The sequence below is a fragment of the Streptomyces sp. S6 genome (genome assembly GCF_054880855.1).
The window spans coordinates 1-18,949 of record NZ_JBTYMC010000116.1 but is presented as its reverse complement, the minus strand read 5'-3'; the positions used below and the strand labels follow the sequence as shown (position 1 = coordinate 18,949).

Below are 18,949 nucleotides of genomic sequence, written 5' to 3'. Positions count from 1 at the left end.
GCCGTGCCCCGCGCGCCTCGACCGGCCGGCCCGTCCGCCCGGGCTGTCCCTCGGGCACCCCCCTGCGCAGCCGGCCCAGCCGCGGAGTACGTCCTGTCATTCCCGTCCCATGTCCCGGTGCACGACCACCGTCTCCACGCCCTCGGCCGCGAGTCGCGCGGCGAGCTTCTCCGACATCGCCACGGACCGGTGCTTGCCGCCGGTACAGCCGACGGCGATGGTCACGTACCGCTTGCCCTCACGACGGTAGCCCGCGGCAATCAGCTGGAGAAGCTCGGCGTACCGGTCGAGGAACTCCTTCGCGCCGGGCTGGCCGAGGACGTACGCCGAGACCTCCTCGTTCAGACCGGTGTAGGGGCGCAGCTCCGGGACCCAGTGGGGGTTGGGCAGGAAACGCATGTCGACGACAAGGTCGGCGTCCACCGGGAGGCCGTACTTGAAGCCGAACGACATGACCGTGGCCCGCAGCTCGGGCTCCTCCTCGCCCGCGAACTGGGCGTCCATCTTGGCGCGCAGCTCGTGGACGTTGAGGCTGGAGGTGTCGATCACCAGGTCGGCGTCCCCGCGCAGCTCGCGCAGCAGCTCGCGCTCGGCGTCGATGCCGTCGACGATGCGGCCGTCGCCCTGGAGGGGGTGCGGGCGCCGCACCGACTCGAAGCGGCGCACCAGGGCGTCGTCCGAGGACTCCAGGAAGACGATCCTGCGGGTGACGTGCTTGGACTCCAGGTCCGCGAGGGACTCCCGGAGGTTGTCGAAGAAGCGCCGGCCCCGGACGTCGACGACGACCGCGATCCGTGCCACGTTCCCCTGGGAGCGGGCGCCCAGCTCCACCATGGTGGGGATCAGGGCGGGCGGCAGGTTGTCGACGACGAACCAGCCGAGGTCCTCCAGGCACTTCGCGGCCGTGGAACGGCCGGCCCCGGACATGCCGGAGATGATCACCAGCTCGGGGATCGCCGCTTCGGGTGTCTTGGGCGCCGGGGTGTCGGCGGAGGTGCCGGCTGGGGTGTCGGTACTCACCTGTGCTTCTTCCTGCTGCTTCTCGTGCTCGTTCATGGCTCCTGTCCCCGTTCCTCACGTGCTTCGTCTTCCATGATCTCTCCCGTGGCCGTGTTGACGGCAGGTGCCGCCGGGGCGGCCTGCGCGAGAGCGACGACGATGGTTTCCGCCGTCTTACGACCTATGCCCGGAACCTCACAGATCTGGTCGATCGTTGCGGAACGCAGCTTTTTCACCGAGCCGAAGTGCTTGATCAGCGCCTGTTTACGGGTCTCGCCCAGTCCCGGTACGTCGTCCAGCGGGCCCGCGCGGAACCTCTTGGCCCGCTTGGTGCGCTGATAGGTGATCGCGAAGCGGTGCGCCTCGTCGCGCACGCGTTGCAGAAGGTACAGGCCTTCGCTGGTGCGTGGCATGACCACCGGGTCGTCGTCCGCCGGGAGCCAGACCTCCTCCAGGCGCTTGGCCAGACCGCACACCGCGATGTCGTCGATCCCCAGCTCGTCCAGCGCGCGCTTGGCGGCGGCCACCTGCGGCTGTCCGCCGTCGACCACGAGGAGCTGCGGGGGGTAGGCGAACTTCTTGGGCCGGCCGTCGTCCTCGGTGAAGGCGTTGCCGACGGCCTGGGCGGCACCGGGGGCCTGGGCGTCCTCGTCGGTCCACTCTCCGGTGCGCTCCTTCTCGGCGAGGTAGCGGCGGAAGCGGCGGGTGATCACCTCGTGCATCGAGCGGACGTCGTCCTGGCCCTCGAAGCCCTTGATCTGGAAGCGGCGGTACTCGCTCTTGCGGGCCAGGCCGTCCTCGAAGACGACCATGGAGGCCACGACGTCGTCGCCCTGGAGGTGGGAGATGTCGAAGCACTCGATGCGCAGGGGGGCGCTGTCGAGGTCGAGGGCCTCGGCGATCTCCTCCAGCGCGCGGGAGCGGGTCGTGAGATCCGAGGCGCGCTTCGTCTTGTGCAGGGCCAGCGCCTGCTGGGCGTTGCGGGCGACCGTCTCCATCAGGGCCCGCTTGTCGCCGCGCTGCGGGACGCGCAGGGAGACGCCGGCGCCACGCCGCCCCGTCAGCCACTCCTGGACCGGCTCCACGGGCTCCGGGAGGGCGGGGACCAGCACCTCCTTCGGCACCGCGTCCCCGGTCTCCTCGCCGTAGAGCTGCTGGAGGGCGTGCTCCACGAGGCCGGCGGTGGTGACTTCCTCCACCCGGTCGGTGACCCAGCCGCGCTGCCCGCGCACCCGGCCGCCCCGGACGTGGAAGATCTGGACGGCCGCCTCCAGCTCGTCCTCCGCGACGGCGATCAGGTCGGCGTCGGTCGCGTCCGCGAGCACGACCGCGCTCTTCTCCATGGCCTTCTTCAGGGCCTCGATGTCGTCCCTGAGGCGAGCCGCCCGCTCGTACTCCATCTCGTCGGCCGCGGCGGCCATCTGCTTCTCCAGACGGCGCAGGTACGTCCCCGTCCGGCCCGTCATGAAGTCGCAGAAGTCCTCGGCCAGTTCGCGGTGCTCCTCGGCGGAGACCTTCACCACGCACGGCGCCGAGCACTTCCCGATGTACCCCAGCAGACAGGGCCGCCCCGTCCGCGCCGCGTTCTTGAAGACGCCCGCCGAGCACGTCCGCACCGGGAACACCCTCAGCAGCAGGTCCACCGTGTCCCTGATGGCCCACGCGTGCCCGTAGGGGCCGAAGTACCGCACGCCCTTCTTCTTCTGACCCCGCATCACCTGGACCCGCGGGTACTCCTCGTTCATCGTCACCGCGAGATACGGGTAGCTCTTGTCGTCGCGGTACTTCACGTTGAACCGCGGGTCGTACTCCTTGATCCAGGAGTACTCCAGCTGGAGCGCCTCGACCTCCGTGGACACCACGGTCCACTCCACCGACGCGGCGGTCGTCACCATCGTCCGGGTGCGCGGATGGAGGCCCGACAGATCCTGGAAGTAGCTCCCCAGCCGCTGGCGCAGGCTCTTCGCCTTGCCGACGTAGATCACCCGCCGGTGCTCGTCGCGGAACTTGTACACCCCGGGGGTCTCCGGGATCTCACCCGGCTTGGGGCGGTAGCTGGAGGGATCGGCCATACACCCCACCCTACTGTCGCCCACCGACACTCAGGTGTCCGCGAGAAGGCGCCCGCTCCTCGCCCCGGCGACCCGTCTCGGCCACCCCTCGTACCGGCCCTCGTCACAACTGTTGTCGCCGTCAGATCCGCACGCTTCAATGCGGGGGAACTCGGGGCCGTGAACAGCGTCGTACGGGTGAGCCGTAGGAAGAGGAAGAAAAACCCTCCTGCGCCATCGGGGAGGCCCCGATCCACGCGAACGGTCTGACCAGCCGTAGTTCACAGAAAGGCCCCTCCATGCCGCACACCGCACAGCACGTGGGCCCCTCCGACGCCACAGCGGAACTGGACACGGCCCTTCGAGGCGGCCCCTTCCACGTCGCCCTCAGAGCCGCGATAGCCGCCCGCGGCCTGCCGCTGCAACGCGTCCAGCACCATCTCTCCCGCTACGGCGTCAGAGTCGGCGTCACCAGCCTGAGTTACTGGCAGCAGGGCGCCCGCCGCCCGCAGCGCCCGGAGTCCCTGCGTGCCGTCCGCGCGCTGGAGGAGATCCTCCACCTCCCGGAGGAGTCCCTGATACGCCTCCTCGCGGAGGCCGAGGGCGACGCCGCCTCCGACCGCCCGGCCGCCCGCTCCTACCGCGCGCTCCTCCAGGCCACCGATGTGCTGGAGGGCCTCCTCGCCGACCTGGACTGCCCCCTCGACCCCGGTCTCCAGACCATCGGCCACCACGAGCGCGTCCGCGTCGGCGCCGGCCGCGAACTCCTCAGCCGCGAGGCCCACCACATCGTCCGCGCCCACCGCGACGGCGTCGACCGCTTCATGGCCGTCCACCACGGGGACCCCGGCTGCGCGCCGGAGCGGATGCGGGTGCGGGCCCTGGAGAACTGCCGCACCGGCCGGGTCCGCCACGACCAGGAGACCGGCATCCTCGTCGCCGAGCTCCTCTTCGACACCCGGCTGCGGCCCGGCGACACGTTCCTCTTCCGCTACGACGTGGAGGACGGCACCGCCGGCCCCTCCCGCGAGTACGTCCACGACGTCAACCTGGCGGGCGGGCAGTACGTCCTCCAGATCCAATTCGACGAACGTGCCCTCCCCACCCGCTGCCACCGCTTCACCCAGCACTCCTACGCGGCCCCCCGCACCGGCCGCCAGCCCCTCCCCCTTAGCGGCAGCCACCACTCGGTCCACCTGGTCGAACCCCGGCTCCGGACGGGGATCGTGGGGATCGGCTGGGACTGGGAGTAGAGAAAGAGAGACGCCTCGGACGACCCCCGGAGCCAGTCCTGGCTGTACCATTCCTCGCTCCCTCCGTCTTCGTCCCCGCACCTCGTGCGGCTCCCCCGTGCCGCCCCTGCGCAGCGCGCGGTCCACGGACCGCCAGAGAGGAACCGACTCGTGATCGTCGTCACCGGAGAAGCCCTGATCGACCTGGTCCCGCTCGGCGAGGGCGCCCTCGCCGGGCTCCAGCCCGCGCTGGGCGGCGGCCCCTACAACACCGCGGTGGCCCTGGGCCGGCTCGGCTCCCGCACCGCGTTCCTCTCCCGCACCTCGACCGACGCCTTCGGGAACGCGCTGCTGGAGGGGCTGCGCGCATCGGGGGTGGACGTCTCCCATGTGCAGCGTGGGCCGGAGCCGACCACGCTGGCTGCCGCGACCCTGGACGAGGAGGGGGCGGCCGTCTACTCCTTCTACGTCGCCGGCACCGCCGACCGTCTCTTCACGGCGCCGACCGAACTGCCCCCGGGGACGGAGGCGGTGTCCTTCGGCACCTGTTCGCTCGTCCTGGAACCGGGGGCGAGCGCCTACGAGCGGCTGATGCGCGACGCTTCCGACAAGGGCCTGTTCACCCTGCTGGACCCGAACATCCGCCCCGGCCTGATCTCCGAGCCGGACGCCTACCGCGCCCGGTTCCGCAGCTGGCTGCCCCATGTCACCCTCCTCAAGCTCTCCGAGGACGACATGCGCTGGCTGGGGAGCACTCCGGTCGATCTGCTGGCGGCCGGGCCCGGGGCCGTCGTCGTCACGCACGGCGGGGACGGGATGTCCGCGTTCACCCCGGGCGGGGAGGTGTACGCGGTGCCCGGCGAGAAGATCGAGGTCGTGGACACGATCGGCGCCGGGGACACCGTGAACGCGGCGTTGCTGCACGGGCTTTCCGCGATGGGCGCGCTGTCCGCCGGGGCCCTGGGGACACTGGGCCGCGACGGGTGGGAGCGCCTGCTGGGGTTCGCCGCGCGGGCTGCGGCGCTGACCTGCTCCCGGGCGGGGGCGGAACCGCCGTACCCCTCCGAGGTGGGAGATTTCTGACGCGCACTCTGTGGCGTTGTCAAGCAGCTGACTTGAGAACGGGCGGCGCCCCGCGGGTAGTTCCCGCGGGGCGCCGGTTTTTTCGCTTTTTCTTTTTCGCTTCCGCTTCACGCGGTTTCGCGGGACACGTCAGCTTTTGCGGGCTCGCGTCGCCTTCTTCGCGGGAGCGGCCTTCTTGGCGGCGGCCGTACTGGCAGCGGCCTTCTTCGCCGGGACCGCCTTCTTCGCCGCCGCCTTGCGCGGAGCCTTCACCTGCGCCGCGTCGCTGATGCGGTCGGCGCCGAGGATCTCGCGCAAAAACTTGCCGGTGTGACTGGACGGCACCGCCGCGACCTCCTCGGGCGTGCCCTCGGCGACCACCACACCGCCGCCCGCACCGCCCTCGGGGCCCATGTCGACGACCCAGTCGGCGGTCTTGATGACGTCGAGGTTGTGCTCGATGACGATGACCGAGTTGCCCTTGTCGACCAGCCCGGAGAGGACCTTGAGGAGCTTGCTGATGTCCTCGAAGTGCAGACCGGTCGTCGGCTCGTCCAGGACGTACACCGTCCGCCCCGTGGAGCGGCGCTGGAGTTCGCTGGCGAGCTTGACCCGCTGGGCCTCGCCGCCGGAGAGCGTGGTGGCGGACTGGCCGAGGCGGACGTACCCGAGGCCGACGTCCTTGAGGGTGCCGAGGTGGCGGGCGATCGAGGGGACCGCCTCGAAGAAGGCCGTGGCCTCCTCGATCGGCATGTTCAGGACCTCGGCGATGGACTTGCCCTTGTAGTGGACCTCCAGGGTCTCCCGGTTGTACCGGGCGCCGTGGCAGACCTCGCACGGGACGTAGACGTCCGGGAGGAAGTTCATCTCGATCTTGATCGTGCCGTCGCCCGCGCAGTTCTCGCAGCGACCGCCCTTGACGTTGAAGGAGAAGCGGCCGGGCAGGTAACCGCGGACCTTCGCCTCGCTGGTCTCGGCGAACAGCTTGCGGATGTGGTCGAAGACGCCGGTGTAGGTCGCCGGGTTGGAGCGCGGGGTGCGGCCGATGGGCGACTGGTCGACGTGGACGACCTTGTCGACGAGGTCGTCGCCGTCCACCCGCGTGTGCCGGCCGGGGACGCTCCTCGCGCCGTTCAACTCGCGCGCCAGGTGCGTGTACAGGATGTCGTTGACCAGGGTGGACTTGCCGGAACCCGAGACGCCCGTGACGGCGGTGAAGACGCCGAGCGGGAAGGAGACGTCGATGTCCTTGAGGTTGTTCTCGCGGGCGCCGTGGACCGTGAGCTGCCGGCCGAGGTCGCGGGGGCGGCGGACGTCGGGCAGTGGGATGGCCTTGCGGCCGGAGAGGTACTGGCCGGTCTGCGACTCGGTGTTGTCGAGCAGTTCCTTGAGGGAGCCGCTGTGGACGACCTTCCCGCCGTGCTCGCCGGCACCGGGGCCGATGTCGACGATCCAGTCGGCGACCTTGATGGTGTCCTCGTCGTGCTCGACGACGATGAGGGTGTTGCCCATGTCGCGCAGCCGGACGAGGGTCTCGATGAGCCGGTGGTTGTCGCGCTGATGGAGGCCGATGGACGGTTCGTCGAGGACGTACAGGACGCCGACGAGGCCGGAGCCGATCTGGGTGGCGAGGCGGATGCGCTGGGCCTCGCCGCCGGAGAGCGTGCCGGCCGCGCGGTTCAGCGAGAGGTAGTCGAGGCCGACGTCGACCAGGAACCGCAGCCGTTCGTTGACCTCCTTGAGGACGCGCTCGGCGATCTTCTTGTCGCGCGCGCTGAGCCGCAGTTCGCCCAGGAAGTCCGCGCAGTCGCTGATGGACATCGCGGAGACCTCGGCGATGGACTTCCCCATGACCGTGACCGCGAGGACGATCGGCTTGAGGCGGGTGCCCTCGCAGGTCGGGCAGGGCACCTCGCGCATGTAGCCCTCGAAGCGCTCGCGGCTGGCGTCGCTCTCGGACTCGCTGTGCCGGCGCTTCACGAACGGGACGGCGCCTTCGAAGGGGGTCGTGTAGACCCGCTCGCGGCCGTAGCGGTTGCGGTAGCGGACCTCGATCTGCGTCTTGTGGCCGTACAGCAGGGCCTTCTTCGCGCGCTGCGGGAGCCCGGCGAAGGGGATGTCGGTGCGGAAGCCCAGGGCGTCGGCCAGGGCGCCGACCAGGCGGCCGAAGTAGTCCTTCGTGTGGCCGTGGGACCAGGGGTGGATCGCACCCTCGTCGAGCGACTTGTCCTCGTCGGGGACGATCAGCTCGGCGTCGACCTCCATGCGCGTGCCGATGCCGCTGCACTCGGGGCAGGCGCCGAAGGGGGAGTTGAAGGAGAAGGAGCGCGGTTCCAGTTCCTCGAAGGAGAGGTCGTCGTACGGGCAGTACAGGTGCTCGGAGTACATGCGCTCGCGCTCGGGGTCGTCGGCCGGGAGGTCGACGAAGTCGAGGACGACCATGCCGCCGGAGAGACCGAGGGCGGTCTCGACGGAGTCGGTGAGGCGGCGCTTGGCGCTGTCCTTGACGGTGAGGCGGTCGATGACCACCTCGATGGTGTGCTTCTCCTGCTTCTTCAGGACCGGCGGCTCGGAGAGCTGGATCGTCTCGCCGTCGACCCGCGCGCGGGCGTAGCCCTTGGTCTGGAGGTCGGCGAAGAGGTCGACGAACTCGCCCTTGCGCTCACGCACGAGCGGCGAGAGGACCTGGAAGCGGCTGCCCTCGGGGAGTTCCAGGACCTTGTCGACGATGGCCTGGGGCGACTGGCGCGAGATCGGGCGCCGGCACTGGGGGCAGTGCGGCTTGCCGATGCGGGCGAACAGGAGCCGCAGGTAGTCGTAGACCTCGGTGATGGTGCCGACCGTGGAGCGCGGGTTGCGCGAGGTCGACTTCTGGTCGATCGAGACGGCCGGGGAGAGGCCCTCGATGAAGTCGACGTCGGGCTTGTCCATCTGGCCGAGGAACTGGCGCGCGTACGAGGACAGGGACTCCACGTAGCGGCGCTGGCCCTCCGCGAAGATCGTGTCGAAGGCCAGCGAGGACTTGCCCGAACCGGACAGGCCCGTGAAGACGATGAGCGAGTCACGGGGCAGGTCGAGCGAGACGTTCTTCAGGTTGTGCTCGCGCGCTCCACGGACGATGAGACGGTCGGCCACGCCGGTCCGCACCTTTCTTGAGAGAAGTGACAGGGGCGGGGCCCCCGTCTTTCCCAGACTAGGGGGAGCCACTGACAACGCCGGTCGGATTCACGGGTTGTGAACAATCCCCGACCATCCAGCATGCCCGACGCCTGCAAGCCACCGTATCGCACACGCATTCGATTCACGGCGCTGTCGAGCCGTCTTCACCCGATGGAGTGACGGGGCTAGGGTCGGCCCCATGACTGATCACGTGCGTGACCTGGACTCGGTACGGGAAGCGACGCGGCGGCTGCTGGCCGCGGTCGCCGGGCTGGACAACGCGTCGGTCGCCGAACCGTCACGGTTGCCAGGCTGGAGCCGTGGCCACGTCCTCGCCCACCTCGCCCGCAACGCGGACGCTCTGGCGAACGTCCTGAACGGTCGCCCGATGTACGCGACCGCCGAGGTCCGGGACGCGGACATCGAGCGGGACGCCCCGCGCGCGCTGGACGTCCACCTCTCCGACCTGCGGGAGAGCAGCGCCCGCTTCCTGGCCGCCGGCGACGCCCCGGCCGACTGGTCGCGGACGGTGGTCCTGCGCAACGGCATCGAGGACAGCGCCTCCCACATCCCGTTCCGCCGCTGGGCGGAGGTCGAGCTGCACCACGTGGACCTGGGCATCGGCTACGGCCTGGCGGACCTCCCGGAGGACTTCACCGCGCGGCAGATCACCTTCCTCGCGGCGCGGTACGACGGCCTCGCGGACGTCCCGCCGACCCGTCTGACGAACGGCACGCACGCGTGGCGCACGGGCCGGGCCGGGGACGTCCCCGAGGTGACCGTCACCGGTTCCGGTGCCGAGCTGCTGGGCTGGCTCGCGGGGCGTTCCGGGGCGTCCGCGCCGCAGGCCGAAGGCGGGCTCCTGCCGGTGCTGCCCCCGCTATAGGCTGCGGTCATGACGTACAGCGGACAGGTGACGGTAGGCGGCCCGGCGGACGTGCACGAGCTGAAAGACCTGATGATCACGAAGATCGCGGTCGGCCCGATGAACAACAACGCCTACCTGCTGCGCTGCCGCGCCACGGACGAGCAGCTGCTGATCGACGCGGCGAGCGACGCGGCGGCGCTGCTCGGCACGGTCGGCGACGACGGCCTGGTGTCGGTCGTGACGACCCACCAGCACGGCGATCACTGGCAGGCGCTCGCGGAGATCGTGGCGGCCACCGGCGCGCGCACGTACGCGGGACGCGAGGACGCCGAGGGCATCCCGGTGCCGACGGACGTCCCGGTCGACGACGGCGACGTGATCCGGGTGGGGCGGGTGGAGCTGACCGCGCGCCACCTGGTCGGGCACACGCCGGGTTCGATCGCCCTGGTCTACGACGACCCGCACGGCCACCCGCACGTGTTCACCGGTGACTGCCTCTTCCCGGGCGGGGTGGGCAACACCCGTCAGAACCCGGAGGCGTTCGCGAGCCTGATCCACGACGTGGAGACGAAGATCTTCGACGTCCTTCCGGACGAGACGTGGGTCTACCCGGGGCACGGCGACGACACGACCCTGGGCGCCGAGCGCCCGCAGCTCCCGGAGTGGCACGCGCGCGGCTGGTGAGGCGGCGGGCCGACACGAGGTGCCGGTGACACAGAGCGACGTCAACGCGCCCCGTGTGAATCGCGCACACGCGCCGGGGTGGCACACGCGCTCCCCGCGCGCGTGGGTGTGCGGTCAACTGGAGCCTGCCCCGCGCGGGATGACGGCTCCCGCTCGGTAAGGGCCGCCGGTCCACCGCATTCCCCGCCCTCGACCGGCGGCCCAGGCATCCCCGCACCCCCCTCGCCTCCTCGCCCTCGTCCGAGGGTTCGAGCCCCCCTCCCGCCTCCCCGTTCACGCAGACGCAACACCTGTTCCCACTATGCGGACACCCGCTGTCGTGAACTGGACAAACCGGCGCTTTCGCTGTAACTCTCCCGCCATGCGTCTCGCCCCCCATGTCCCGCGCCGCGCCGCCCTGACCGCCGCCGTCGCTCTCCTCACCACCGCGGTGGCCTGTGCCCCGCAGCCGGAGGGGAAGGACGCCGCCGCGCCGTCCGGTTCCTCGACCGGCGCCGCGTGCGCCAAGGGCGCGCTGTCGACCACCGCCGCCGGAAAGCTGACGGTCGGCACCGACACGCCCGCCTACGAGCCGTGGTTCAAGGACGACAAGCCCTCCAGCGGCCAGGGCTTCGAGTCGGCCGTCGCCTACGCGGTGGCCCAGCGGCTCGGGTACGGCAAGAGCGCCGTCGTCTGGCAGACCGTGCCGTTCAACAAGGCGTTCGCCCCCGGTGCGAAGACCTTCGACTTCGACATCAACCAGGTGTCGATCAGCGACGAGCGCAAGAAGGCCGTCGACTTCTCGTCCGGCTACTACGACGTCCGCCAGGCCGTGATCGCGCTGAAGGGCACCAAGGCCGCGCAGGCCAGGAGCATCGCCGACCTGAAGGGCCTCAAGCTGGGCGCCCAGGTCGGCACGACCAGCCTGGAATACCTCCAGGACGTGGTGAAGCCGGCGCAGCAGGCCGCCGTGTACGCGAAGAACGACCAGGCGAAGGCCGCCCTCCAGAACAAGCAGGTCGACGCGATCGTCGTGGACCTGCCGACCGCGTTCTACATCACCGGCGCCGAGATCACCGACGCCACGATCGTCGGCCAGTTCGAGAACCGGGGCGCCGCTCCCGAGCAGTTCGGGCTGGTCCTCGACAAGGGCAGCGCGCTCACGCCCTGTGTGACGGCCGCTGTGGACGCCCTGCGCAAGGACGGCACACTCGCGAAGCTGGAGCAGCAGTGGCTGTCCGACGCGGTCTCCGCCCCGGTGCTCAAGTGACGCTCGCCAAGACCGACGAGGAGCCGCGGGACGCGTACGTCCCGTCGCAGCGGCGGCTGGAGCACGAGCGCTACCGGCGCGCGCGTACGCGTAGGGCGACGGCGATCGCCGCGCTGTCGACGCTCGTGGTGGGTGTGGTGCTCTACCTGGTCGTCGTCAACGCGCCGGGCTGGCAGCGCACCGAGGAGACGTTCTTCGACGCGCACTACGCGCGCGAGGCGCTGCCGAAGGTCCTCGAAGGGCTGTGGCTGAACATCCGGCTGCTGGCGGTGTGCGGAGTGGCCGTCCTGGTCCTCGGCATGCTCATCGCCGTCGCGCGCACGCTGCGCGGCCCGGTGTTCTTCCCCCTGCGGGTGCTCGCGGCGGCCTACACGGACTTCTTCCGGGGCCTCCCGCTGCTCATCAACCTGATGATCGTCGTCCTGGGCGTCCCCGCGCTGCGCCTCCAGGGGGTGACGGTCGATCCGGTGCTGCTGGGCGGGACGGCGCTGACGCTGACGTACTCGGCGTACGTCGCGGAGGTGTTCCGCGCGGGCATCGAGTCCGTGCACCCCTCGCAGCGTGCGGCGGCCCGCTCCCTGGGGCTGACCAACCGGCAGGCGCTGCGGTACGTGGTGCTGCCGCAGGCGGTGCGCCGTCAGGTGCCGCCGCTGCTCAACGACCTGGTGTCGCTCCAGAAGGACACCGGTCTCGTGTCGATCGGCGGCGCGATCGACGCGGTGCACGCGGCGGACATCATCGTCGGGCGGAGCCTGAACTACACGCCGTACATCGTCGCGGGGCTGGTGTTCGTGGCGCTGACGATCCCGATGACCCGGTTCACGGACTGGGTGACGGCGCGGATGGACCGTCAGCGGTCCCAGGGAGGTACGGCATGAGCGACGCGCCGGTGCTGCGGATGGAGTCCGTGCGCAAGACGTTCGGCGGCTCGGCCGTCCTTCGGGACGTCGATCTGGAGGTCGCCCCGCACACGGTGACCGCGCTGATCGGGGCCTCCGGGTCGGGCAAGTCGACGCTGCTGCGGTGCACGAACCTGCTGGAGGACATCGACGACGGCGCGATCTGGCTGGACGGCGAGGAGATCACCGACCCGCGTGTGGACCAGGACGCGGTGCGGCGCCGGATCGGCGTGGTCTTCCAGTCGTACAACCTGTTCCCGCACATGACGGTCCTGGAGAACGTCACGCTCGCCCCGCGCCGCGTCCACGGCGTGCCCCGCGAGGAGGCCGAGGAGCGGGCCAGGGAGCTGCTGGAGCGCCTCGGACTGGCCGGCAGGGCCGCCGCGTACCCCGACCGGCTCAGCGGCGGCCAGCAGCAGCGTGTGGCGATCGTGCGGGCCCTCGCGGTGCGGCCCCGGCTGCTGCTCCTCGACGAGATCACCGCCGCCCTCGACCCTGAGCTGGTCGGCGAGGTCCTGAACGTCGTCCGTGACCTGAAGGGCGACGGGATGACGATGGTGCTGGCCACGCACGAGATGGGCTTCGCGCGCGAAGTCGCCGACCAGGTCTGCTTCCTGGACGGCGGCGTGATCCTGGAGCGCGGCAGCGCCGAGCAGATCTTCGGCGCCCCGCAGGAGGAGCGCACGCGGCGGTTCCTGCGGCGGATCGTGGAGGCCGGCCGCCTGTAGCGGACACCGGCGTAAGGGGCGTCAGCCATGGACGACGCCCCTTACGCAAGCTCACCCGCTCACGCCGTCCCCTCCCTCGCCAGCGCCGCCACCCGCTCCACCCCGAACACGTACCCCTGCACCCCGCACCCGGCGATCACCCCGTCCGCGCGCAGCGACACGTACGAGTGGTGCCGGAACGCCTCGCGCTTGTGGATGTTGGAGATGTGGACCTCGATCACCGGCAGCCCGTCGCAGGTGTTGAGCGCGTCCAGGATCGCGACGGAGGTGTGCGAGTAGGCGCCCGGGTTGATGACGACGCCGCAGTGGTTCAGCCGTGCCTCGTGGATCCAGTCGACGAGTTCGCCCTCGTGGTTGGACTGCCGGAAGTCGACCGTGCCACCGTGGGCCGCCGCTGCCTTGACGCACATCGCCTCGACGTCGGCGAGCGTGTCGGACCCGTAGATCTCCGGCTGGCGCTGACCGAGGAGGTTCAGGTTGGGGCCGTTGAGGATCATGATCGGGGCGTTGGCCAGGGTGCGGGGCACGGTTCCTCCGGTCCGTTCGGGGCGCCCCGGGACGAGGGCACCGCTCGTCCCCGGTTTATCACGGTGCGCCGTCCGGGTGAGGCCCCGTAACGTGCGGACATGACAGCTCCCGCGTACCCGCCCAAGCCCTCCCCCGGCGACCGCGTCGCCGTCGTCTCACCGTCCGCGGGGCTGCCCGGCCTCTTCCCGCGCCCCTTCGAACTCGGCCTCGCGCGCCTGCGGGACGAGTTCGGCCTCGACCCCGTCGAGTACCCGTCGACGCGCACGATGAACGCCACGCCCCGGCAGCGCGCCGACGACCTGCACGCGGCCTTCGCCGACCCGGAGATCAAGGCGGTGTTCGCGTCGATCGGGGGTGACGACCAGATCACCGTCCTGCCCTTCCTGGACCGCGAGTTGATCCGCGCGCATCCGAAGCCGTTCTTCGGGTACAGCGACAACACGGCCTTCCTGGCCTACCTGTACAGCACCGGGATCGTCGGCTACCACGGTGGCAGCGTCATGGTGCAGTTCGGCCGTCCTGTCGCCATGGACGCGCCGACCGCCGACTCCCTGCGTGCCGCCCTGTTCACCTCGGGCCCCTACGAGCTGCGCCCGGTGGACCACTGGAGCGACGTCGAGGGCGACTGGGCCGACCCGCGGACCTTCACGCGCGTGCCGGAGACCCGCCCCGGCACCGGCTGGAGCTGGCTGAACGCCGACCGGGTGGTGGAGGGCCGCGCGTGGGGCGGCAACCTGGAGATCCTCTCCTGGCTCCTGATGGCCGACCGCGAGATCGCCGCCGACCCGTCCGTGTACGACGGCGGCGTGCTGTTCCTGGAGACCTCCGAGGACCTGCCGAGCGCCAAGGAGGTCCACTACGTCCTGCGCAACATGGGCGAGCGCGGCCTCCTGAGGCGCTTCCCGGCGCTTTTGATGGGCCGGGCCAAGACCTGGTCCTTGGAGCGGCCGAACGGCCCTCAGGCGAGCGCACAGTACGCCGCCGACCAGCGCGCGGCCGTCGAGAGCGCGCTGAAGACGTACGCCCCCGACACGATGGCCGTCTTCGACGTCGACCTCGGCCACACGGACCCGCAACTCGTCGTCCCTTACGGCGGTGTCGTCCGGGTCGACGGCCCCGCGCGGCGCATCGTCGTGACCTACTGACGCCCCCAGTGCTCCGCGCGCCGCCGTGACTCACGGTGGTGGCGGCCGGTTGACGGGGCATGCAGCCTGCACACACCGTGACACCACCGTCCGTGACACCACCGTCCATGCCCCGGCTCGCCGCCGCCGCGCTCGCCGGGACGGCCATCGAGTTCTACGACTTCTTCGCCTACGGGACGGCGGCGGCGCTCGTCCTCGGCCCGCTGTTCTTCCCGACGTTCTCGCCCCTGGCGGGCATGCTGGCGGCCTTCGGGACGTTCGGTGTCGGCTTCCTCGCCCGCCCGCTGGGGTCGATGCTGTTCGGGCACGTCGGGGACCGCTACGGGCGGCGCCCGGTGCTGGTCGTGTCGCTGCTGCTGACGGGTGCCTCGACGGTCGCGGTCGGCTGCGTCCCGTCGTACGCGGCCATCGGCGTCGCCGCGCCGGTGCTGCTGCTCGTGCTGCGGTTCCTCCAGGGGCTCGGGCTCGGCGGGGAGTGGGGCGGGGCGGTGCTGCTGACGGCGGAGCACGCGCCGCCCGGCAGACGCGCGTTGTGGGCGAGCTTCCCGCAGGTGGGTCCGGCTGTGGGCTTCGTGCTCGCCAACGGGGTGATGCTCGGGCTGTCCGCGGGCCTCTCCGAGGCGCAGTTCGCGTCCTGGGGGTGGCGGGTGCCGTTCTGGGCCGCCGGGGTGCTCGCGGTCGCGGGGCTGTGGCTGCGGTCGTCCCTCACCGAGAGCCCCCGGTTCCTCGAAATCGACGACCACGCGCGCGTGCCGCTCGTCGAGGTGTTCGTCCGCCACCGGCGGCTCGTCCTGCTGACGGCCGGCGCGCTGGCCTCCGGGTACGCGGTCTTCTACGCGGTGACGACCTGGTCGCTGGCGTACGCGACGGAACGGCTCGGCGTGAGCCGCACGGTCATGCTGACGTGCATCATGGCCGCCGTCGTCGTGAAGGGCGCGCTCACCCCGCTCGCGGCACATCTGGGCGACCGGTTCGGGCGGCGGCCCATGTGCATGGCCGGGTGCGCGGCGATGGCCCTGTGGATGTTCCCGACGGTCGCCCTCCTGTCGACCGGCGAGCCGCTGCTGATGTTCCTCGGCTTCCTGGGGGCGCTGCTCGCGTTCATCACGACGTACTCGGTGATCGGGGCGTATCTGCCGGAACTCTACGAACCGCGCGTCCGTTGTACGGGTGCGGCGGTCGGCTACAACCTCGGCGGGGTCCTCGGGGGCGCGCTCACCCCGATCGTCGCGACGGCACTGGCCGAGGGGTCCGGCAGGGTGCCGTGGGGCGTCGGGACGTACCTGTCGGCCGTGGCACTGTTCAGCCTGGGATGCTTCGCGCTGCTGCCGGAGACCCGTCCGGTGACCGCTGGAGGGGCGGTTCCGGCGGAGGGGTGAGGGCACGCGCGCCCCTACGGATTGACCGCCAACTCCAGATACGCCGCGAACAGCACCAGATGCACGCCCCCTTGCAACGGCGTGGCCCGCCCCGGCACCACCGTGAGGATGCTGACGCCGACGGTCAGCGCGAGCAGCACCATGTGGGTCGAGCCGAGCCCGAGGACGAGTGGCCCGGAGAGCCAGACGGAGGCCAGGGCGACCGCGGGGATCGTCAGCCCGATGCTCGCCATGGCGGAGCCGAGCGCGAGGTTGAGGCTGGTCTGCACCCGGTCCCTGCGGGCGGCGCGCAGCGCGGCGATGGTCTCGGGGAGCAGGACGAGCAGGGCGATGACGACGCCGACGACCGCGTGGTGCAGCCCGGCGGACTCGACGCCCGACTCGATCGTCGGCGAGACCCCCTTCGCGAGCCCCACCACGCCGATCAGCGCGAGGCCGAGCAGGACGAGGCTCAGGTAGGCCGTGCGGACGGTCGGCAGGTCGGCGTGGTCGTCGGCGTCCAGGACCGCGCCCTCGTGGGTGACCGGCAGGAAGTAGTCGCGGTGCCGTACGGTCTGGGTCGCCACGAACAGGCCGTACAGGACGAGGGACGACAGGGCCGCGAAGGTGAGCTGGACCGTGGAGAACTCGGGTCCCGGCTTGCTGGTCGTGAACGTCGGCAGGACCAGGCTGAGCGTGGCCAGCGTGGCGACGGTCGCGAGGGCGGCGCCGGTGCCCTCCGGGTTGAAGACGGCGGTGCCGTGCCGCAGCGAGGCGACGAGCAGGCAGACGCCGAGGATGCCGTTGCAGGTGATCATCACGGCGGCGAAGACGGTGTCCCGGGCCAGCGTGGAGCTCTTGTCGCCGCCGTCCACCATCAAGGTGACGATGAGGGCGACCTCGATGATCGTGACGGCGACGGCGAGGACCAGGGAGCCGAAGGGTTCGCCGACGCGGTGGGCGATGACCTCGGCGTGGTGGACCGCCGCGAGGACGGCCCCGGCGAGGACCAGCGTGACCAGGGCGACGACGGCGCCGGGGAGGTCTCGGCCCCAGGTGAAGACGAGGAGGATGACCGCGAGGACCGGCACGATCGTCGTCCACCGGGCGGTGAGTGCCCGAAGCCCAGTGATCATGCGGCGATCGTCGCAGACGGGGTGATGAGGCGCATGTGGAGTTCCCAGGGGTCGGTCTCGGGGGCCCTCACCCGAAGGGGGCGTGGCCGCACATGAAGCGGTGCCCGGCGGCGTCGCCGGGCACCGTTCGTTCGGTTCGTTCGGACGCGGAGGTCAGCTGGTGACGCTGTCCTTCGGCGTGCCCTCCTGCGCCTCGGCCTCCGCCTGCTTCTTCGCGGCCCTGAGGCTCGTGACGGTCGTGACGACCAGGACCCCGCAGATCACGCCCAGGGAGACCGGGATGCTGATCACCGGGACGTGGACCCCCGACTCGTGCAGCGCGTGCAGGACGAGCTTGACGCCGATGAAGCCGAGGATGACGGAGAGCCCGTAGCTGAGGTGGACCAGCTTGCGCAGCAGCCCGCCGAGGAGGAAGTACAGCTGGCGCAGGCCCATGAGGGCGAACGCGTTGGCGGTGAAGACGATGTACGGGTCCTGCGTCAGGCCGAAGATCGCGGGGATCGAGTCGAGCGCGAACAGGATGTCCGTGGTGCCGATCGCGAGGATGACGACCAGCATCGGGGTCATGACCCGCTTGCCGTTCTCCTGGATCCACAGCTTCGTGCCGTGGTAGCGGTCGGCGACACCGAAGCGCTTCTCGGCGGCCTTGAGGAGCTTGTTCTCCTCGAACTCCTCGTCCTCCTCGCCGGCCCGCGCCTCCTGGATCAGCTTCCAGGCGGTGTAGATGAGGAAGGCGCCGAAGATGTAGAAGACCCAGGAGAAGTTGGCGATGATCGCGGCGCCGGCGGCGATGAAGATCGCCCGCAGGACCAGGGCGATCAGGACGCCGATGAGCAGGACCCGCTGCTGGTACTGCGACGGCACCGCGAACTTCGCCATGATCAGGATGAAGACGAAGAGGTTGTCGACGCTGAGCGACTTCTCGGTGATGAACCCGGCGAAGAACTCCCCTGCGGGCTCCCCGCCGCCGAACACCGCGAGGCCGAGGCCGAAGAGCGCGGCCAGGGCGATCCAGACGACCGTCCAGATCCCCGCTTCCTTGATGGACACGTCGTGCGGTTTGCGGCCGATGAAGAAGTCGACCGCGATCAGGGCGCCGAGGCCCACGATCGTCAGGACCCACAGGGCCAGGGAAACATCCATTGCTGCGCCTCCGGCAGTACGTAACGGCAGATACTCAGCGTCGCGTCGCGCTGCCGGAGGTCTCTTCCACCCAAGGATGGGCCGACGCCCCGGGATCTGGCCTGATCCGTATTGACGGGTACGCCGCAATTGTCAGGGAGTACTCCCCTCCGTACGGAAAACAGTACCCCAATCACCAAGGAAAGGTAAAGCGATTGGCAAAAGAAAGATCAAAAGTGCAGGTCAGGGCGCTTTACTGAGGCTTGATGCACGCTATTGCGGCTGGGAGCGGGCTGCCGCGACCTGCGCGAGGACCTGCTGGAGCACCCGGCTGCCGGGCGGCACGAGCGCCGGTTCGTACGTCCACGCGTGCCCCACCCACGGATCGGCGAGGTGGTCCTCCGGCACCGGGGTCAGCCGCAGCAGGGACCGCCACAGCGGGTCCAGCAGCGGGCCGTACGCGGCGGCGTCCTCCCGGTCGGCGACCATCAGCAGGTGCACGCCGACGCTCGGCCCTTCGTCCGCCAGGTAGCGCAACCGCGTCACCGCGCGGTCGTCGAAACCGTGCGGGAAGTCGTTCACCACGAGCAGTTGGTGCGAGGTGTCGAAACCGGGCGGCAGCGCGTCCGGAGCGCCCCCGCGCACCGCCATCTGGACCAGATCGACGCGCTGGGTGAGCCGCCCGAGGACGTCCGCCACCCCGGCGGCGCCGACGGCGGGCGGCGCCGC

General features: G+C 70.7%; 15 protein-coding genes and 1 pseudogene. 9 read left to right on the top strand and 7 right to left on the bottom strand.

The features are described from left to right. Positions 1 to 96: 96 nt before the first annotated feature. Positions 97 to 1,056, bottom strand: coding sequence for an RNase adapter RapZ (gene rapZ, locus ACVNF4_RS18100; RefSeq protein WP_461803862.1), 960 nt, complete (start codon positions 1,054 to 1,056; stop codon positions 97 to 99). Continuing rightward, positions 1,053 to 3,071: an excinuclease ABC subunit UvrC gene (gene uvrC, locus ACVNF4_RS18095; protein ID WP_461803861.1), complete on the bottom strand. Its 2,019-nt coding sequence runs from the start codon at positions 3,069 to 3,071 to the stop codon at positions 1,053 to 1,055. Before uvrC ends, rapZ begins: the two co-directional genes overlap by 4 nt. A 278-nt stretch (positions 3,072 to 3,349) precedes the next feature. Between uvrC and ACVNF4_RS18090 the strand changes: the two genes are divergently transcribed. Beyond that, complete coding sequence (locus tag ACVNF4_RS18090; protein ID WP_461803860.1) at positions 3,350 to 4,303, top strand: hypothetical protein; 954 nt, start codon at positions 3,350 to 3,352, stop codon at positions 4,301 to 4,303. A gap of 150 nt (positions 4,304 to 4,453) precedes the next feature. Next, the gene (locus ACVNF4_RS18085; protein ID WP_461803859.1) at positions 4,454 to 5,365 is read left to right on the top strand and encodes a carbohydrate kinase family protein; all 912 of its coding nucleotides are present in this window, start codon (positions 4,454 to 4,456) and stop codon (positions 5,363 to 5,365) included. A 129-nt stretch (positions 5,366 to 5,494) separates the two neighbouring features. Here ACVNF4_RS18085 and uvrA read toward each other — a convergent pair whose 3' ends face one another. Continuing rightward, positions 5,495 to 8,479, bottom strand: a complete 2,985-nt coding sequence (gene uvrA / locus ACVNF4_RS18080) for an excinuclease ABC subunit UvrA (protein ID WP_461803858.1) — start codon at positions 8,477 to 8,479, stop codon at positions 5,495 to 5,497. Positions 8,480 to 8,702: 223 nt separating this feature from the next. On the opposite strand from uvrA, the gene ACVNF4_RS18075 reads away from it, so the two are divergent. The 5 genes from ACVNF4_RS18075 to ACVNF4_RS18055 all read left to right on the top strand — a co-directional run bounded on the left by ACVNF4_RS18075 (position 8,703) and on the right by ACVNF4_RS18055 (position 12,931). Continuing rightward, positions 8,703 to 9,389, top strand: coding sequence for a maleylpyruvate isomerase family mycothiol-dependent enzyme (locus ACVNF4_RS18075; protein WP_461803857.1), 687 nt, complete (start codon positions 8,703 to 8,705; stop codon positions 9,387 to 9,389). Between the two features lie 9 nt (positions 9,390 to 9,398). Then, positions 9,399 to 10,055 (top strand): MBL fold metallo-hydrolase, encoded by a 657-nt coding sequence (locus ACVNF4_RS18070; RefSeq protein ID WP_461803856.1) that lies wholly within the window; start codon positions 9,399 to 9,401, stop codon positions 10,053 to 10,055. 361 nt (positions 10,056 to 10,416) lie between these two features. Next, complete coding sequence (locus tag ACVNF4_RS18065; protein WP_461803855.1) at positions 10,417 to 11,304, top strand: ABC transporter substrate-binding protein; 888 nt, start codon at positions 10,417 to 10,419, stop codon at positions 11,302 to 11,304. Further along, complete coding sequence (locus ACVNF4_RS18060; protein WP_461803854.1) at positions 11,301 to 12,182, top strand: amino acid ABC transporter permease; 882 nt, start codon at positions 11,301 to 11,303, stop codon at positions 12,180 to 12,182. The genes ACVNF4_RS18065 and ACVNF4_RS18060 overlap by 4 nt, the downstream gene beginning before the upstream one ends. Further along, positions 12,179 to 12,931 carry an amino acid ABC transporter ATP-binding protein gene (locus tag ACVNF4_RS18055; RefSeq protein ID WP_461803853.1) on the top strand — a complete coding sequence of 251 codons (753 nt, stop codon included), beginning with the start codon at positions 12,179 to 12,181 and terminating at the stop codon, positions 12,929 to 12,931. Before ACVNF4_RS18060 ends, ACVNF4_RS18055 begins: the two co-directional genes overlap by 4 nt. A gap of 59 nt (positions 12,932 to 12,990) precedes the next feature. On the opposite strand, the gene aroQ is transcribed toward ACVNF4_RS18055, so the two are convergent. Next, positions 12,991 to 13,458: a type II 3-dehydroquinate dehydratase gene (aroQ, locus tag ACVNF4_RS18050; RefSeq protein WP_461803852.1), complete on the bottom strand. Its 468-nt coding sequence runs from the start codon at positions 13,456 to 13,458 to the stop codon at positions 12,991 to 12,993. Between the two features lie 99 nt (positions 13,459 to 13,557). Between aroQ and ACVNF4_RS18045 the strand changes: the two genes are divergently transcribed. Both ACVNF4_RS18045 and ACVNF4_RS18040 read left to right on the top strand, forming a co-directional pair. Further along, positions 13,558 to 14,604 (top strand): S66 family peptidase, encoded by a 1,047-nt coding sequence (locus ACVNF4_RS18045; RefSeq protein WP_461803851.1) that lies wholly within the window; start codon positions 13,558 to 13,560, stop codon positions 14,602 to 14,604. Positions 14,605 to 14,711: 107 nt separating this feature from the next. After that, positions 14,712 to 15,983: an MFS transporter gene (locus ACVNF4_RS18040; RefSeq protein WP_461803863.1), complete on the top strand. Its 1,272-nt coding sequence runs from the start codon at positions 14,712 to 14,714 to the stop codon at positions 15,981 to 15,983. Positions 15,984 to 15,997: 14 nt separating this feature from the next. On the opposite strand, the gene ACVNF4_RS18035 is transcribed toward ACVNF4_RS18040, so the two are convergent. The 3 genes and pseudogenes from ACVNF4_RS18035 to ACVNF4_RS18025 form a co-directional block, all read right to left on the bottom strand. Continuing rightward, positions 15,998 to 17,098, bottom strand: a complete 1,101-nt coding sequence (locus tag ACVNF4_RS18035; RefSeq protein ID WP_461803850.1) for a calcium:cation antiporter — start codon at positions 17,096 to 17,098, stop codon at positions 15,998 to 16,000. Between the two features lie 153 nt (positions 17,099 to 17,251). Continuing rightward, positions 17,252 to 18,241, bottom strand: coding sequence for a TerC family protein (locus ACVNF4_RS18030; RefSeq protein ID WP_461803849.1), 990 nt, complete (start codon positions 18,239 to 18,241; stop codon positions 17,252 to 17,254). 252 nt (positions 18,242 to 18,493) lie between these two features. Next, positions 18,494 to 18,949 (bottom strand): annotated as a pseudogene (locus ACVNF4_RS18025) (TerD family protein); the annotation flags it as partial.

What these genes read in the sequence shown, in the direction of transcription:
- rapZ (WP_461803862.1), bottom strand. Translation starts at nt 1,056, where the DNA reads ATGAACGAGCACGAGAAGCAGCAGGAAGAAGCACAGGTGAGTACCGAC.
- uvrC (WP_461803861.1), bottom strand. Translation starts at nt 3,071, where the DNA reads ATGGCCGATCCCTCCAGCTACCGCCCCAAGCCGGGTGAGATCCCGGAG.
- ACVNF4_RS18090 (WP_461803860.1), top strand. Translation starts at nt 3,350, where the DNA reads ATGCCGCACACCGCACAGCACGTGGGCCCCTCCGACGCCACAGCGGAA.
- ACVNF4_RS18075 (WP_461803857.1), top strand. Translation starts at nt 8,703, where the DNA reads ATGACTGATCACGTGCGTGACCTGGACTCGGTACGGGAAGCGACGCGG.
- ACVNF4_RS18070 (WP_461803856.1), top strand. Translation starts at nt 9,399, where the DNA reads ATGACGTACAGCGGACAGGTGACGGTAGGCGGCCCGGCGGACGTGCAC.
- ACVNF4_RS18065 (WP_461803855.1), top strand. Translation starts at nt 10,417, where the DNA reads ATGCGTCTCGCCCCCCATGTCCCGCGCCGCGCCGCCCTGACCGCCGCC.
- ACVNF4_RS18055 (WP_461803853.1), top strand. Translation starts at nt 12,179, where the DNA reads ATGAGCGACGCGCCGGTGCTGCGGATGGAGTCCGTGCGCAAGACGTTC.
- ACVNF4_RS18045 (WP_461803851.1), top strand. Translation starts at nt 13,558, where the DNA reads ATGACAGCTCCCGCGTACCCGCCCAAGCCCTCCCCCGGCGACCGCGTC.
- ACVNF4_RS18040 (WP_461803863.1), top strand. Translation starts at nt 14,712, where the DNA reads ATGCCCCGGCTCGCCGCCGCCGCGCTCGCCGGGACGGCCATCGAGTTC.
- ACVNF4_RS18035 (WP_461803850.1), bottom strand. Translation starts at nt 17,098, where the DNA reads ATGATCACTGGGCTTCGGGCACTCACCGCCCGGTGGACGACGATCGTG.
- ACVNF4_RS18030 (WP_461803849.1), bottom strand. Translation starts at nt 18,241, where the DNA reads ATGGATGTTTCCCTGGCCCTGTGGGTCCTGACGATCGTGGGCCTCGGC.